The 16,348-nt window shown below is 40.5% G+C and carries 13 protein-coding genes; 6 read left to right on the top strand and 7 right to left on the bottom strand.

Translation table 11 applies throughout. From position 1 onward, the window contains the following. Window positions 1-158 precede the first annotated feature (158 nt). Complete coding sequence (locus PTET_RS03360; RefSeq protein ID WP_090494557.1) at window positions 159-1,859, top strand: dipeptidyl-peptidase 3 family protein; 1,701 nt, start codon at window positions 159-161, stop codon at window positions 1,857-1,859. 63 nt (window positions 1,860-1,922) lie between these two features. On the opposite strand, the gene PTET_RS03355 is transcribed toward PTET_RS03360, so the two are convergent. Both PTET_RS03355 and PTET_RS03350 read right to left on the bottom strand, forming a co-directional pair. Next, window positions 1,923-2,453 (bottom strand): phosphatase domain-containing putative toxin, encoded by a 531-nt coding sequence (locus PTET_RS03355; RefSeq protein WP_096038196.1) that lies wholly within the window; start codon window positions 2,451-2,453, stop codon window positions 1,923-1,925. A gap of 31 nt (window positions 2,454-2,484) precedes the next feature. Further along, on the bottom strand, window positions 2,485-2,883 hold the full coding sequence (locus PTET_RS03350) for an HIT domain-containing protein (protein ID WP_096038195.1): 399 nt from the start codon (window positions 2,881-2,883) through the stop codon (window positions 2,485-2,487). A 107-nt stretch (window positions 2,884-2,990) separates the two neighbouring features. Between PTET_RS03350 and PTET_RS03345 the strand changes: the two genes are divergently transcribed. Both PTET_RS03345 and PTET_RS03340 read left to right on the top strand, forming a co-directional pair. Next, a complete protein-coding gene (locus PTET_RS03345; protein ID WP_096038194.1) occupies window positions 2,991-5,216 on the top strand; it encodes a S9 family peptidase in 2,226 nt (741 codons plus the stop codon). A 273-nt stretch (window positions 5,217-5,489) separates the two neighbouring features. Further along, a complete protein-coding gene (locus tag PTET_RS03340; protein WP_096038904.1) occupies window positions 5,490-7,127 on the top strand; it encodes a methyl-accepting chemotaxis protein in 1,638 nt (545 codons plus the stop codon). Window positions 7,128-7,207: 80 nt separating this feature from the next. On the opposite strand, the gene PTET_RS03335 is transcribed toward PTET_RS03340, so the two are convergent. The 3 genes from PTET_RS03335 to PTET_RS19020 all read right to left on the bottom strand — a co-directional run bounded on the left by PTET_RS03335 (window position 7,208) and on the right by PTET_RS19020 (window position 10,158). Continuing rightward, window positions 7,208-8,743 carry a M17 family metallopeptidase gene (locus PTET_RS03335; protein WP_096038193.1) on the bottom strand — a complete coding sequence of 512 codons (1,536 nt, stop codon included), beginning with the start codon at window positions 8,741-8,743 and terminating at the stop codon, window positions 7,208-7,210. 110 nt (window positions 8,744-8,853) lie between these two features. After that, the gene (gene dinB / locus PTET_RS03330; protein WP_033102619.1) at window positions 8,854-9,909 is read right to left on the bottom strand and encodes a DNA polymerase IV; all 1,056 of its coding nucleotides are present in this window, start codon (window positions 9,907-9,909) and stop codon (window positions 8,854-8,856) included. Window positions 9,910-9,981: 72 nt separating this feature from the next. Beyond that, complete coding sequence (locus tag PTET_RS19020; RefSeq protein WP_013464196.1) at window positions 9,982-10,158, bottom strand: hypothetical protein; 177 nt, start codon at window positions 10,156-10,158, stop codon at window positions 9,982-9,984. 316 nt (window positions 10,159-10,474) lie between these two features. Between PTET_RS19020 and PTET_RS03325 the strand changes: the two genes are divergently transcribed. The 3 genes from PTET_RS03325 to PTET_RS03315 all read left to right on the top strand — a co-directional run bounded on the left by PTET_RS03325 (window position 10,475) and on the right by PTET_RS03315 (window position 13,027). After that, window positions 10,475-10,906: an acyl-CoA thioesterase gene (locus tag PTET_RS03325; RefSeq protein ID WP_096038192.1), complete on the top strand. Its 432-nt coding sequence runs from the start codon at window positions 10,475-10,477 to the stop codon at window positions 10,904-10,906. A gap of 12 nt (window positions 10,907-10,918) precedes the next feature. Continuing rightward, window positions 10,919-11,971, top strand: a complete 1,053-nt coding sequence (locus tag PTET_RS03320) for an aldo/keto reductase (protein WP_028834339.1) — start codon at window positions 10,919-10,921, stop codon at window positions 11,969-11,971. A gap of 123 nt (window positions 11,972-12,094) precedes the next feature. Next, window positions 12,095-13,027 (top strand): ABC transporter substrate-binding protein, encoded by a 933-nt coding sequence (locus tag PTET_RS03315; protein WP_096038191.1) that lies wholly within the window; start codon window positions 12,095-12,097, stop codon window positions 13,025-13,027. Here the strand turns inward: PTET_RS03315 and PTET_RS03310 are convergent. Further along, window positions 12,960-13,580 (bottom strand): fumarylacetoacetate hydrolase family protein, encoded by a 621-nt coding sequence (locus PTET_RS03310; protein WP_096038190.1) that lies wholly within the window; start codon window positions 13,578-13,580, stop codon window positions 12,960-12,962. The genes PTET_RS03315 and PTET_RS03310 overlap by 68 nt on opposite strands. 242 nt (window positions 13,581-13,822) lie before the next feature. Beyond that, window positions 13,823-16,339: a glycoside hydrolase family 3 protein gene (locus tag PTET_RS03305; RefSeq protein ID WP_096038189.1), complete on the bottom strand. Its 2,517-nt coding sequence runs from the start codon at window positions 16,337-16,339 to the stop codon at window positions 13,823-13,825. Window positions 16,340-16,348 lie beyond the last annotated feature (9 nt).

Below are 16,348 nucleotides of genomic sequence, written 5' to 3'. Positions count from 1 at the left end.
TTACCAGCGACCCCTCATTAGTGCACTCTAACGTCTAATACTTGCTATTTGCTAGTATGTTTTGCTTTAATGCAAGCATGCTAAGGCACACTAATACTCATTCAGTACCTTAACTTACAGTATACAAGTTATAAAATAGACTTTTTAAAGGCAATATAATGATCTTAAATAAAATTAGCCAAGCAATACTGCTCTCTGGCATCGTTTTTCTTAGTGCCTGTTCTGAGCAAGCACCGTCTTCAAACAATACGCCGCAAAGCTCAGCGCCAACGGCTTCTCAAGCGCCTTCTGGGCCAACACTCGTTAATATTGACCGTCAACGCTTAGACATATACACAGACTTTAGCTTACAAAGCGATTTGTCACACTTATCTGAGAACCAAAAAGCCATGGTTGCCAAGCTTATTGATGCTTCAAAAATTATGGACGATTTATTTTGGAAACAAGCATTTGGTGAAGATAAACAAAGCTTTTTAGCACAATTAGATGATGAAAAAGTACGTCAGTTTGCAGATATAAACTACGGCCCATGGGATCGCTTAAATGGCGATGAAGTATTTTTATCTGGCTACAAAGAAAAGCCGCTTGGGGCAGGTTTTTATCCGGCCGACATCACCAAAGAAGAGCTTAATAACGCTGATGTAAAAGATAAAACAGGGCTTTACTCACTTATTAAACGCGATGAACTAGGTAATTTATACAGCACGCCTTATTCAGAAGAATATGCCGTAGAACTTGCCCAAACAGCTAAGTTACTTAGAGACGCTAGCAAATTAGCTGACGACAAAGAATTTGCCAACTACCTAAACTTACGAGCTGACGCAATACAAAGCGATGATTTCCAAGCCTCTGACTTTGCTTGGATGGATATGAAAAATAATCCTATCGATGTTGTTATTGGCCCAATTGAAAACTACGAAGACCAATTATTTGGTTACCGTGCTGCCTATGAATCGTATGTACTAATTAAAGATTTAAAATGGAGCGAACGCCTGGCTAAATTTGCTGCCTTTTTACCTGAGCTGCAAAAAGGCTTACCTGTTGATAGCAAGTACAAGCAAGAAGTACCTGGCTCAGATGCTGACTTAAATGCCTACGATGTTGTTTATTATGCTGGGCACTCAAATGCCGGCAGTAAAACCATTGCAATTAACTTACCAAATGATGAGCAAGTACAGCTAGAAAAAGGCACACGTCGCTTACAGCTTAAAAATGCAATGCGAGCGAAGTTTGATAAAATTTTAGTCCCTATCGCAGAGCAGTTAATTGTGCCAGAGCAACGTAAACACATTACCTTTGATGCATTTTTTGCTAACACTATGTTCCATGAAGTAGCTCACGGTTTAGGTATTAAAAATACTATTACCGGCAAAGGTACCGTTCGCCAATCTCTACAAGAGCATGCTAGCGCCTTGGAAGAAGGTAAAGCAGATATTCTTGGTCTGTACATGGTTGAACAGTTACTTAAAAAAGGGGAAATCACTGAAGGGACGTTAGAAGATTACTACACCACCTTTATGGCGGGTATTTTCCGCTCTGTGCGTTTCGGTGCATCAAGTGCACATGGTAAAGCAAACATGATCCGCTTTAACTTTTTTGCTCAAGAAGGTGCCTTCTCTAAAAATGAAGACGGCTTGTATAGCATCAACATGGATAAAATGGGCGACGCTATGGCTAAATTATCGCGCCTTATTTTAACCCTGCAAGGTGACGGTGATTACGAAAAAGTTGATCAACTGATTGCAACTCATGGCGATATTAAAGCGGAACTAGCTAAAGATTTAGAAAAGTTAAGCAAAGCGAACATCCCTGTAGATGTAACCTTCAAACAAGGTAAAGATGTACTTGGCCTTAATTAATATGCGCTAAATTAGCTCTCATAAAAAAAGCGTTACACTGTAACGCTTTTTTTATTATTTGAATTATTTATCACTCATCACTTTACGAACAACCGGCTCAAGGCTTGCCATTCCCCACTGCTTTCCGGTTTCAATCGCAGACTCTATATCTGCACCTTGTTGATGAGCTGAAATAGCCATTAGCGCACCAACACGATTACTGCTCGCACAATGAACAACCACTGACTCACCTTTAAGTTCTTCTAAAAGGCTAGCTAATCGTTTTGTATTGTCGATGTTTACATCTTGTGCACCTGCAATCTCAATTGCGTGGTAATTCATTCCTAAAGAATTGACTAACGCGCCTTCATCCCAGTCTTGCTCATCTGCTGCACGTAAATTAATAACATGCTTAACATTAGCTTGTGACAGTTGCTTAAACTGCTCATCAGTCGGTTGCGCTGCTGAAAAAACTAAGTTGTTATGTGCTGCAAAGTTTTTAATATTAGCGTTATTTACCACATCTATAGCTACTGGCTGCTCGCCCGCTATCACTGCTGACACTGCAATGGCTGCAATAAATACACTTGTACAGAGTTGTTTGATTAATTTCATACTATCCCCTCAAAGTAACTCATTTTGATTTTTAAAAATGCGCTTTTAATTGCTCTATCTGCTCATGAGTATAAGGCACACTCGGAAACTTGCCCCATACCGGCGCAGGCCACGCAATATCTGTTTTAAAACGCGCGATATGATGAATATGTAGTTGTGGCACCATATTACCCAATGCGGCTACATTTAACTTATCAGGATTAAACACCTCCATTAACAAATGACTGAGTTTCGCTGACTCGTGTAAATAAGTAATTTGTTGCTGCTCGGTTAAATCAATAATCTCTTTTAAACCCGCTATTCTGGGGACCAATACAAACCAAGGATATTGGCTGTCGTTTAATAGCAACACCTTACAAAGTGGCCAATCAGTCAGTTCAATACAATCTCTTTTCAGTTCAGGTGCTAAGGTAAATGATGTTTTGCTCATGTTAAAGTCCTTAGATTATTTTACCGCACACTTTATAGCATTTAGTTGCAGTTGCACACGCTTGTGCTTTACCATCGAGATAATTTTATGTAAGTAAAGGCAATCCTGTGTTAAAAAAACTAAAACACCTCTCACTGGCAATTCCCCTACTCGCGGGCGCATTAAGCGCAGAAGCTGAGCCGCTAACGCTTGAGCGTATATTTGATGATCCGAGCTTAGCAGGCAAATCTCCGGTACAACTTAAGTTTTCGCCTGATGGTAGCCGGGTTACCTACTTACAAGGTAAAACCGATGACTATAACCGCTACGATTTATGGGAATATAATTTAAAAGATAATACCAACCGGTTGTTAGTTGATTCGGCGCAGTTATTTTCAGGCCCAGAAAATCTCTCCGATGAAGAAAAAGCACGCCGCGAACGCCAACGTATTTTTGGAAAAGGTATCCTTGAATATAAATGGTCAAAAGATGGGAAAGCACTGTTATTCCCTCTTAATGGCGATCTTTATTACTATGACTTAGATGCTAAAAATAGTAAAAAGCTGACTAACACAGACGCATTTGAAACCGATGCGCGTTTTTCTCCAAAAGGAAATTTCGTATCCTTTATCCGAGAGCAAAACCTATATGCACTAGAGCTGGCTTCAGGTAAAGAAATTCAGTTAAGTAAAGATGGCGGTGGCGTAATTAAAAACGGCATGGCAGAATTTGTGGCGCAAGAAGAAATGAGCCGTATGACCGGTTATTGGTGGGCAAATGATGAATCTAAAATCGCCTTTACTCGCGTTGATGAAAGCCCTGTTCAAGAAGCGATTCGTAACGAAATTTATGCTGATGAAGTAAAACTATTTAACCAGCGTTATCCATTTACTGGCACCAATAATGTTGACATTCAACTTGGGGTGGTAAAGCTTAATGATCAAGCAGTTGACTGGATTGACTTAGGCGACGATAAAGATATTTATATTGCCCGCGCTAAGTGGCGAAACGACAGCAATACGCTCTCTTATCAATGGCAAAACCGCTCGCAACATAACTTAGAACTACGTTTTTACAACACTAAAACAAAACAGCAAACCGTTGCTTTAACTGAAAAAAGTGATACCTGGATCAACTTGCATTTTGACCTTGAATTTTTAAAAGATAAAAAGCATTTTGTATGGGCCTCAGAGCGCGATGGATTTAAGCACCTTTATTTATATCGTAATAACGGCCAACTTATCCGCCAGATTACCGCAGGTGATTGGATCGTAGATAGCCTAAAAGGGATAGATGAAAAAAATGGCGTTGTTTACTTTGCTGCACGTAAAGATACCCCGCTAGAGAGCCATTTATACAGTGCGCCTTTATTTAAAAAAGGGGGTATGAAGCGCATTACTGAAAAAGGCCAATACCATAATGTCGTTCTAGCTAAAGATAATAAAACTTTCATTGATAATAGCTCATCGGTTAATAAGCCAAATTCAGCTGCACTGCGCAAAATTAATGGTGAGTTTATTACGTGGCTTGAAGAGAATAAGCTTGATGACTCTCACCCACTTACCCCGTATCTAACTGATTTAGCCCAGCCCGAATACGGAACAATTACCGCTGAAGACGGCCAAATTATGCATTACCGTTTATTTAAACCAGCAAATATGGCAAAGGGTAAAAAGCATCCGGTTATTGTCAACGTTTACGGTGGTCCTCATGCTCAGCGAGTAACCAATAGCTGGCGCAGTAAAAATTTATATTTTCAATACATGGCGCAACAAGGTTATGTAATTTTTCAACTTGATAACCGAGGCTCTTACAATCGCGGTAAAAAGTTTGAAGATGCAATTTATAAGCACTTAGGCGTTGTAGAAGTGGCGGATCAAATCAAAGGCGTTGAGTTTTTACGTACCCTTGATTACGTAGACCCTGCTCGCATTGGTATTTATGGCCACAGCTACGGTGGTTATATGGCGCTGATGACTATGTTTAAAGCAGGCGATTACTTTAGCGCGGGTGTATCTGGTGCTCCGGTTACCGACTGGGCTCTATACGACACCCATTACACCGAGCGCTATTTGGGTCACCCAGATACTAATGCCCAAGGCTATATCGACAGTGCTGTGTTCCCATACGCTGAAGGCTTAAAAGGCCCATTAATGATTTACCATGGCATGGCCGATGACAACGTATTATTTACCCATGCCACTAAATTGTTTAAACAGCTGCAAGATAACAATCAACAGTTTGAAATGATGACTTACCCGGGCTCAAAACATAGCCTTCGCGGTAAACAAGTTCAAACTCATTTACATCAAACTATTACAAACTTCTTTAACCGTAATTTTAATATAAAGTAACTAAAACTGGGTTAATTATTCGACTAAAGGCTGATATAAGTATCAGCCTTTTTTTATGCAGATAAGCTATATTGAAACGTCAACAAACAATAATTAAATTCATTATAAGCACCCGTTAAGTAAAAGTTCGGCCTATCCTTTTTATTGTATTTACGCAAACTAGTTAATAAAGAGAGTATTAAAAATACAATATAAGGAAAATAAAACCGTATTAGCCTATATTTTAACTATGCTTATTTAAGAGAAGTAATGCTCTAATACGGGAACATGCATATGCCAAACCTCCGTCGTTTTACTATATTTCAACGTTTAGCCATTTTAGTAGGGATTGTAATTTTTGGTTTAATTGTATTGAGTATTTCGAGTTTAAGTAATCAATATAAATCGCTTAAAAATGAGCAATATCTAAAAACTAAAAATGTGGTGGAAACTGCTTATAGCATCATTACACACTACGCAGCGCTTGAACAAAGTCAAACACTCACTCGTGCACAAGCACAATCTCAAGCGATGGCCTCAATACGCTCATTGCGTTACGATGATACTAACTATTTTTGGATCAACAATTATCAGCCAGCCATGGTAATGCACCCAATTAAACCAGCCCTTGAAGGGAAAGATTTAACGAATAATAAAGACCCTGATGGCACCCCTTTGTTTGTTGAAATGGTTGATGTTGTTAAAAAATCCGGCGAAGGCTATGTGCCTTACAAGTGGCCAAAACCCGGCAGCGACAAACCCGTAGATAAAATTGCGTATGTAAAAGGCTTTAATCAATGGCAATGGATCATCGGCTCGGGCGTTTACCTTGATACCATAGACAACACCTTTTCGCAGCAACGTACTATTATCGTTATCAATGTAATGATTATGATCGTCGTTGTCGTACTTTTTAGCTACTTTATTGGTCGCAGTATTTTAACGCCGACTCGTTTAGCAGCTGAAATGATGAAAGATATATCTCAAGGTGAGGGGGATTTAACCCGTACTCTCAACGAAAATGGCAATGATGAAATATCTCAGCTGTCGCGGTCATTTAACTTGTTTGTCTCTAAAATTAGGGAGTCTTTGGTGCTGGTTGCCAAAAGCGCAAACGATGTAAACGAGCATGCCCATGCAGTCGATGATTCTAGCAAAACCAGCCAATCATTCATTGAACTTCAAAACGACAGCTCAACCCAAGTAGCCGCGGCAATGGAGCAAATGACTCATCAAATTCATGATGTTAGCCGTAATGCCGAAGCTGCTGAGCAAGCCGCAAATGATGCTGCTAGTAATGCATCAACGGGTAAAAATGTAGTGTCGAAAACCATTACCGCCATTGAAACCCTCTCTAGTAATATAGAAACCGTGAGCAAAGTGACCGCCGACCTTGCTCAAGAGAGTAATAATATTGGCTCGGTACTTGATGTTATTAGAAGCATTGCTGAACAAACCAATCTGTTAGCGCTAAACGCAGCTATTGAAGCTGCAAGAGCAGGTGAACATGGAAGAGGCTTTGCAGTTGTAGCCGACGAAGTAAGAACACTTGCCAGCCGGACAGGTAAAAGCACTGATGAGATTCAAGCTATGATAGCTAAGCTGCAAGAAGGGGCTAAAGCTGCAGTTGAAGCGGTAAAATCTAGCCAAGAGATTTCTATTTCTACGGTTGAACAAGCCTCTTCAGCTAATGCATCACTTGATGAAATAGACAGGCTGGTATCGGTGATCACCGATATGAACGGCCAAATTGCTCGCGCCACAGAGCAGCAAACATCAGCCGCAGACGAGGTGAATTTAAGAATTAACGATTTATCACAATCTACAGAGCAATCATTGGGTAACACCAAAGATTTAACTCGCGCTAGCGACAAACTCAAACAAAGCAGTGTTGAGTTATCAAGCGTGGTATCGCGCTTTAAGCTTAGTTAACCTTAACTCCGGATAATAAATATCTTCCACCAATTAAAAAGCCCTGATTTTCAGGGCTTTTTAGGATTATTTATAGGGAGTTATAAACAATAGCGGGCAAATAAACTGCTTACTGACGCTGCAGTTGGTTTACCATGTTGCCAGTCACCGCCTTCAACGCCACTACCAGCAATATCCATATGTACATAAGGAAGTGGTAAAGTAGATTCACTGCCATGCTTATCTAATCCACCTACCACAGCTAAAAATGCCATAGGGAATTGATGGCCGCGCGCTGTGACAGCAGAAGCTGCATTATTACTAGAAAGCACATCGTCAGCTAAAGTGCGTGGTTTTATAAAATCATAATCTTCACGGCGTGAACGTGACACTTCAGCACCGTCAGCCCATAAATCACCACAATCGGCCAATTGGCGTGAAATATTAGCACTACGCGCGGGGCCATTCTCAACATATGCGCCATAAGGCCCCATCGCGCGCGCAGCGTGCCCTGTTAAGGTTGCCACTGTAAACAACGTTGGATTTATTTCATTTTTAGCTAAATCTTTCATTTCACTAAGTAAATCCCCCATAGCTAAACGCCCTTCGGCATCGGTATTACCAATACGTACTCGCACACCTTCACGGCTAGTAATTATTTCATCAGGGACAAAACAATCTGAACCAATAGAGTTGCGTACAACCGCTAAAAAGGCAATCACTTTAACCCCTTTAGGCTGATAATCGGCTACTGCTTTCATAAATCCAGCAACCGAGGCCGCACCGCCTTTATCGCGGCTCATGCCCGCCATAAAACCACCGACTTTTAAATCTGCACCGCCCGTGTCATAGACTAAACCTTTACCAACAAACATCAGTGTTCGGGTTACTTCGCCCTCAGGCACGTATTCAAGTTTAACAACGCGTGGATGATGACGCTCTACCGCATATGATGCGCGAGCAACGGTACTTAGCATGGGGTAATGCTTATCAATGGCAGCTAAATCATCAATCACATCAACGCTCACCGCACTGTTTTCAAATAACTCAGTACAATAATCAGCAAAACGTGGGGGGGCCATGCGTTCAGGCTCGGTGCCACATAAATCACGTGCGGCATATTGCCCCGCAGCTAACGCATTGACTGCTTTGATTGTTTGCTCATTGGCATCAATTAAGCCTATTTGAGTAATAGGTTCAATACCTTGACCATGAAACTCACGCGCTTCTAGGGGTTGCCATAATGCTTGGCATGCGCCCAAGTAAGCCACTTCAAGAGCATGTTGATAACGGCTATCCGTATTTAAAGCGGGTAAATAAATAGCAGGGTTAACACTACCTGATGCTTTTGCCTCATTAATGGCTAATTTGGCTGCATCAAAATAACGACGAACGTCGTCATAATCTCTGTTTAAAGGGCCTGTTGGCGCTAACACGACACGTTTACCGGCAATCACTAACAAGGTGACTTGATTGCCTATGCGAGAGTCTACTTGGGCTTGGTCTAAAATTGCATCACGCAGTGGCGTATTTGGTAAATGAGAAAAGTCGTTGCTGATAATAATAAGTGCATCATGCGATGTACAATCTAGGCTTGCACTTACCGGCTTAGCCAGTACTGCTTTTGGATATGCCATAAAAAAGGATCCTGTTAGAAAACGTAGTCCCTATTATTATTTATTTAGCAATTTATAACCAGTGAACTGCGATAACCTGCATATTTACTGGCAACTTGGAGTTACACGTTTTACACATCTAAAATACTGAGCTGTAAATTATGCTCTGGTTGATTTTTAATACCCACGCCAATTCCTAATAAGCGCACCGGTTGTTGTAATCCACGTTGATAGGCTTTGGCGAGTAACTCTTTAAAAATAGCCGTGTTTAATTGATGCGCAGCTTGATCTGCTGAGGTCACTACAAAATTAGCAAATTTAACTTTAACACTTAATTTATTAATTTTATGTTGTAGTTGCTGTTTATTTAATCGAACCACGAGTTCATCTAACAGTTGCGGTAATTGTTCAAGGCATTCATCTAGGCTGTTTTTGTTGTATTCATAAGTATGTTCCACACTCAATGACTTACGTACCCGCTCGGTGGAAACGCGCCCTATATGCTCACCCATGCACTTTTGATATAACGACACACCAAAATTACCCACATGCTGTTGCATCCAATTAGCCCCTTTTTCGCGCACATCTTGCCCCGTGTATAACCCTTTTAAATTAAGCTTTTCTAGAGTTACTTTACCCACCCCTGGAATTTTACCTAATGGCAATTGGGCTAAAAACGAGTCAACCTGCTCAGGCAATACTACAAATTGGCCATTGGGCTTATTTTCATCACTAGCAATTTTGGCTATAAATTTAATTGGGGCAATCCCTGCAGATGCAGTCAGTCCTGTGGTATTAAAAATATCGGTACGAATTTGCTCAGCAATTAACGTTGCACTACCTTTAAAAGCAGTACTATGGCTCACATCTAAATATGCTTCATCAAGCGAAAGAGGTTCTACAAGGTCAGTATAGCGGTTAAAAATGGCGCGGATCTGTGTTGATACTTGTTTATAAACAGCCATTCTGCCAGGCACAATAACTAAGTCAGGGCAAAGCTGTTTGGCATGATAGTTAGACATAGCAGAGCGCACCCCATACTCTCTAGCAATATAGTTAGCGGTAGAGAGCACTCCACGGCGACTATTTCCGCCAATTGCCAGCGGTACGCTTGCAAGCTTAGGATTGTCGCGCATTTCTACGGCCGCATAAAAGCAGTCCATATCTATATGAATAAACTTTTTCATCACACAATAACAACTGTTTATTTATACAGCCATTATTGTGGAATCACTTTTAATTAGCAAGCATGTTATTGCTTAAAAAGAGCGTTTACTTTTCTTTGGCTTATTAAAACAATACATCCAAAATAAAATTTCTAAAGAAAAGCCTAATAAAATCAAAACAATTGCCCCAGCCTCATTACCCATAGCGTAACAAGTAAACGACGCTATAAAAACGGTGCATGCCAATAACCAATTAATTATATTCTGCATAGTTATCTCCTTGTGTGTTAATAGTTACTATAGCCATGAATTTAAAGAGGTACAATTTTTACTCAAGGGTTTTTATTTAGCACTGTTGTTCTTTTAAGGTTAAGGTTTGTTCAATCTGAGGCAGTTTACTCACGGCGCGAGGTTTATAGCCTAATTGTTTAAATAAAAAAGGCGCAAAGCTTCCATGTCCTGCTTACGTCCCTTATTTACATCCATGAGGGCAATACAGAATAGCTCCACCCCTAGTTATAATTCCCTTGAGCTCATCCGACCATATTGCTAATCTAAATGCTTTAAAACTAAGAGCAATAAATACATGGAAACGTTTAAACAACAATACCCTATTCATACCGATATCACTGTGGCATGGGGCGATATGGATGCCCTACAGCATGTTAATAACTGTGTTTACCTGCGTTATTTTGAAATAGCCAGAATCGATTTTTTAAATAAATTAAATTTATTTGATACTATTAATGCTAAAGCCACGGGGCCTGTGATCAGTGAAAATAATATTCGCTATAAGCGTCCAGTTACCTTTCCCGACACATTGAGCGTAGGTATTACCATTAGTGATATTAAATCTGACCGCTTTGTAATGAACTACAGTGTGTTTAGTCATGCACAAAACGCGATAACAACCACCGGCATGTCAAAAGTGGTGATGTTTGACTTTAAAACAGGCCAAAAAGCCACGATCACTGAGCCATTGTTATCGGCTTTAAAAGCAAACTCTCAAACCGAATAATTAGGATTAGCAATGCAATATAGTCAATTAGGCAGTAGTGGTGTTAGCGTTTCAAGAGTGTGTTTAGGTAGCATGACCTGGGGAGTACAAAACACTCAGCATGATGCCGACCAACAGATAGCCTATGCGCTTGAGCAGGGTGTGAACTTTATTGATACAGCAGAAATGTATGCTGTTCCTCCCTCTCCCGATACCTACGGTAAAACAGAAGAAATTATAGGCAATTGGATAGCACGTAATTCACAAAAACGAAAAGACATTGTTATTGCAACTAAAATTGCCGGTAATGGGCTTTCATGGATCCGTGATGGCGGTGATATTACTCGCCAAGCTGTTATTGATGCCGTTGATCAGTCTCTAAAGCGCTTACAAACAGATTATATTGACTTATACCAATTACATTGGCCAAATCGTCGCACTCCTCATTTTGCAAGGCAATGGCCTGGCATGCTTAAATTTACTGATGTCGATGCAAAACAACACACCGCTGATATGCTTGATATTTTAGAGGGGTTAGATGCGTGTGTTAAAGCAGGAAAAATTAAGCATTGTGGGCTTTCTGATGATACGCCTTGGGGAATTAGCCAATTTTTAAATTTATCAAAAGAGCATAACTTGCCAAAAATGGTGTCTATCCAAAACGAGTTTAGCCTAGTACATGCCAAAGATTGGCCTTATTTAATAGAACAATGTGTACATGAAGATATTGCTTATTTACCTTGGTCACCATTGGCCGCAGGGCTATTAACCGGTAAATACCTAAATGGAGCACGCCCTGAAGGCTCCCGCTGGACATTTATGCAGCGTAACGGTATTTTTCGTGATACGCCACAATCACAACAGGCGACCAAAGAGTATGTTGAACTTGCCCATGCACACGCTATCACCCCAGCTCAATTAGCGCTGGCTTGGAGTAATCAAGTTGATGGAGTGACATCATCTATTATTGGTGCCACTACTATGGCGCAATTAAAGGAAGACATTGATGCGTTTGACCTAACACTGAGCGATGACGTGTTATCAGCGATTGATATTATATTTAGAAATAATCCAATGCCTTACTAATGAAATCAAGCAAAGGGTAAATGTTATTCAATAATGTTGATTCTTTGCTATTCTTTATGTTTATTTTTTAAGCGCTAAGGTATAATTAAATACAGTCATTTAATAAAGAATTATCAGCTTTTTATGGATACAGCTCGTTATTTCTGCCTGCTATTTTTAATATTCTCGAGTAACAGTATTAGCCAATCTAAAAATCAGCTCACTGAAATTTTATGGCTACAAAGCAACACACCACCTTTTCACTTAGACTCAGAGAATACTCAAATGGGCTTGTGTGATAATTTAACTAAGCAACTAATCAGTAGTATAAAGGATGTAAAACATACTCGATTATTTGTTCCACAAAAACGAATTAATAAATATATCAAAGAAGGCAAAAATGTCTGCTTTCCATGCGTAATCCATAAAAAGAGCACCAACGAAGTCTATACATACTCACGTCCTACCTCTATCTACCCTGAGTTTAGTATTATTACAACTAACCAAAAAGCAGAAACACTTACTAAAGCACATGGTAATCCTATAAATTTAATTAGTTTACTTAGCGATGAACGCTTTACCTATGGACAAGCCGCAGCACGACGTTTTTCACCACACATAAATATGATTATTGAAAACTCTTTGAGCCATCATAACGTGTCCTTGAGCTTAAGTAGTGATAATGAGAGTGGCGTTGTGATCGATAGGTTGAGGCATGGCTTTTTAGACTACTCGCTCGATTACCCTTTTATGGCCAGTTACTTTAACCAGCAACAACACCCTATAAAAATCGTTAGTATACCCATAGCTCAAAATACGCGCTCATTAATCAAAGGAGCTGTAGGCTGTGCGACTAATGCGCCTAATGATTTTGCTAATCAGGCAATTAAGAAAATTAATGCGGCATTAGAAAGTGCCATACTAGAATCAGCGGCTCATCAACTAAGCCAGCGACACTGGCTAAGTGAACATATCGATAATTTTGATAAACAATATTATCAACACATAATTAACTTTGACTCACAGACCAATGATGCTCCAATAAACACTGCTGACCAGAATAAAGAGCAACGTTGAACTCTCGTCCAGTACTAACCATCCCTACGCCAGCAGGCGTGCCAGTCATAATAATGTCGCCTTCTTCGAGGCTCATAAACTGACTAACCTCAGCCAATATTTGTGCAGGTTGGTGCAACATAAGTTGGCTATCACCATGTTGAACCGGCTTGCCATCAATATGTAATTCAAATATAAACGATGTCATTTCTGGCGTTAACTCAATAAAATCACTAAATAATGCTGAGCCATCGAATGCTTTAGCACGTTCCCACGGCAAGCCCTTTTCTTTTAAACTGCTTTGCAAAGCTCGCTTAGTCAAATCAAGTCCAATCGCTACGCCCACAAGTTGTTTATTTTTAACCACAAAGCATAATTCAGTTTCATAATGCAACGTATCACCGTTATGGGAAGAGAGTAAGGTATTAGTGATCGCGCTATTAGGCTTATTAAAAATTACCATTTGCTCAGGGTGTTCGTTGTTTAATTCAGCAATATGCGCACTGTAATTGCGCCCCACACAGACTATTTTTGAAGGCTGTATGTTCTGCGAAGCCAGCTTTATTTGATTCATTTTCTCACCTGTTAATTACATAACGCGTTTAATATTTCGGCATACTCTCAAATAATTAACGCAAAAGCGAATGCAGTTTTATTATGTTTTTATGATAACTATTGAGCTGAATATAATCAATCACATAGAATGGAATGAAAGTAAGAAGGGACTAATTTGGCAGGTTTTTGTATACGCGGTTTTAAAGCAATAAGCAGGTACATTTAGTACCTGCTTATTGATGCTTATTAATAGATTATTGACTACTTACAAGTAACACTACTTTGCTCGACAGCATTTGCTGTAATAGCCAGCTTAGCAATAGATACATGCCAATCACCTTGCGTGCTTAACTGCCAAGGGGTGAACACTTGTGCTAAGTCAACACCTTGCTCTGCAAAACAACTTAAGTTGATGTTTAATGTTTGCCATTGACCTGATTGCTCAAGGTTATCAGTAATATCAAACTTACCCTGACAACTCTCACCACACCCCATACCAACCCATAACGGACTAGCCGCGGCTTTATCTAGTTTAATTTGTATTTGCAGCTGACCATTGTTTTCAACGTATGAACGTAAGTCAGATGGAAACGCAGCGGCTAAATTAACGCCAGCCAGTGCTTGGCCATTAAAACGAATAGCGCGTGCATCTTCTTGCACCTCTTTATCAAATGTTTGGATGCTCACCGCACCTAATGACTCGCGACTGCTCGCCACCGTTTTTTGTTGCTCACCACTTTTTAAAACCAGTGACCACGGAGCTTTAATTGCACGCTCAAACAATACTAAATCATCCAGTTTTTCAGCCTGTTGAGTTTGCTCCACCAAGTTATCTTTTAAGACATTACTATCGTTGTAAGTTAAACCAAAACCATAAGGAAGTAATGGGCTGTAAGCTTCGTCGTTACTGTTTTCATTATCGATTGGGTTATTCGGCCATGAAAAAGATAGCTTGCCTTTAAAGTCATGATTAGTAGAGCCGTCTGCATTTTTAAACAATACATCGCTAATTGCATCGCCTTCACTACCTGGAAGCCAAATAGCAACGAACGCATCACTGGCGTTAAGCTCAGCATTAACCCACATAGGGCGACCACTTATGAATAATGAAACAACAGGAATTCCCGCATCTTTAAACTTACGCAGTAGCGCTAAGTCGCTTTTATTACCGCGCTGGTATTCAAGGTTATCAACATCACCATTACCCTCTGCATATGGCTGCTCGCCAAATACAACAATGGCGACATCAGGGCGTGCTGTATATTCCCCTTCAACGCTCAGCGCTGCACTGCCACCAGCTTGCTCTACAGTATCTTTAATACCTGCATAAATAGAGCTGCCACCAGGAAAATCACTGTTTTTATTATCTGTACCTTGCCACGTAACACTCCAACCACCCGACTGCATACCTATGTTATCAGCCCCTATGCCTGCGACTAATACGTTGGTTTTAGGTGATAATGGCAGTAACTGCTGCTTATTTTTAAGTAATACTAAAGACTCGCGTACAGCCTGTTTAGCCACTGCACGGTGATCGCTACTACCAATAATTTCAGTTTTTCCAGACAGGGGACGCTTCGCAGGGCTTGGTTTATCAAATAACCCTGCACGCATTTTAACGCGTAAAATACGCGTTACTGCATCATTAATTCTACTGAGTGGGATTTCACCGCTATTAGCTTGGTTAACCAAGTTGCTAAATAATGGTTTCCACTCATCCGGTGCCATGTATACGTCTAAGCCCGCATTAGCCGCTTGAGCACAGTTACTATTAGAACAACCTTTAACCTGCCCGTGGCCATTCCAGTCACCGACAACAAAGCCATCAAAACCCATTTTATCTTTAAGCACATCGGTCAGTAAATATTTACTGCCGTGAATTTTTTCACCATGCCAGCTATTAAACGAGGCCATTACCGTTTGTGCACCTGCACCCAAACCACCAACATAACCTTGAGCATGAAGCGCAAATAATTCTTCTTCAGAGGCGATATTATTACCTTGATCATCGCCATTCACAGTACCGCCATCACCTAAAAAATGCTTAACCGTACTGACTACCCGCGTATCTGATAAAAAGTCTTCATCAACAGCGCCTTGTAAGCCTTTAACAATTGAGGCTGAATATGCTTTTACTATTTCAGGGTCTTCAGAATACCCCTCGTAAGTACGACCCCAACGATCATCTCGCACTACGGCAACCGTAGGTGCAAATACCCAGTCAATACCGGTAACCATAACTTCACGCGCCGTTGCTGCGGCAATTTTTTCAATAAGTTCAGGGTTGTTCGCCGCCCCTAAACCAATATTATGCGGAAATAAAGTCGCACCAATCACATTGTTGTGTCCATGTACCGCATCAGTGCCCCACATTGTAGGGATCGTGCTGCCATCGAGGGAATCATCAATAGACGCTTGATACATCTTTTCAGCTAAATCAACCCAGTCTTCGGGGGTTGCATGTTTATTGTTATTTGGAAACGAGCCACCGCCGTTTAAATAGGAGCCAAAGCCATATTTACGCATATCTTCAACCGTAATGTGACGAATTTCAGGTTGGATCATTTGCGCTATTTTTTGCTCTAGCGTCATGCTCTTTAACATATCTGCGATTTTTTGCTCCATTTGAGCATCGCTTTTAATACCGGTTTCTATTGTTGGCCAAATTTCTTTTTGATTTGTCGCATCGCTAGCACTGTTAGAGGGTTGCGAACAACCGCTGCTGGTTATTGCTGCTAGCATCAGAGCAGTGACTGAAAAAGTTCGTTTAATAATCATAGCATTCAC

Source organism: Pseudoalteromonas tetraodonis (assembly GCF_002310835.1).
GTDB classification, from domain to species: domain Bacteria; phylum Pseudomonadota; class Gammaproteobacteria; order Enterobacterales; family Alteromonadaceae; genus Pseudoalteromonas; species Pseudoalteromonas tetraodonis.
This window is presented reverse-complemented; position numbering and strand designations above follow the sequence as displayed.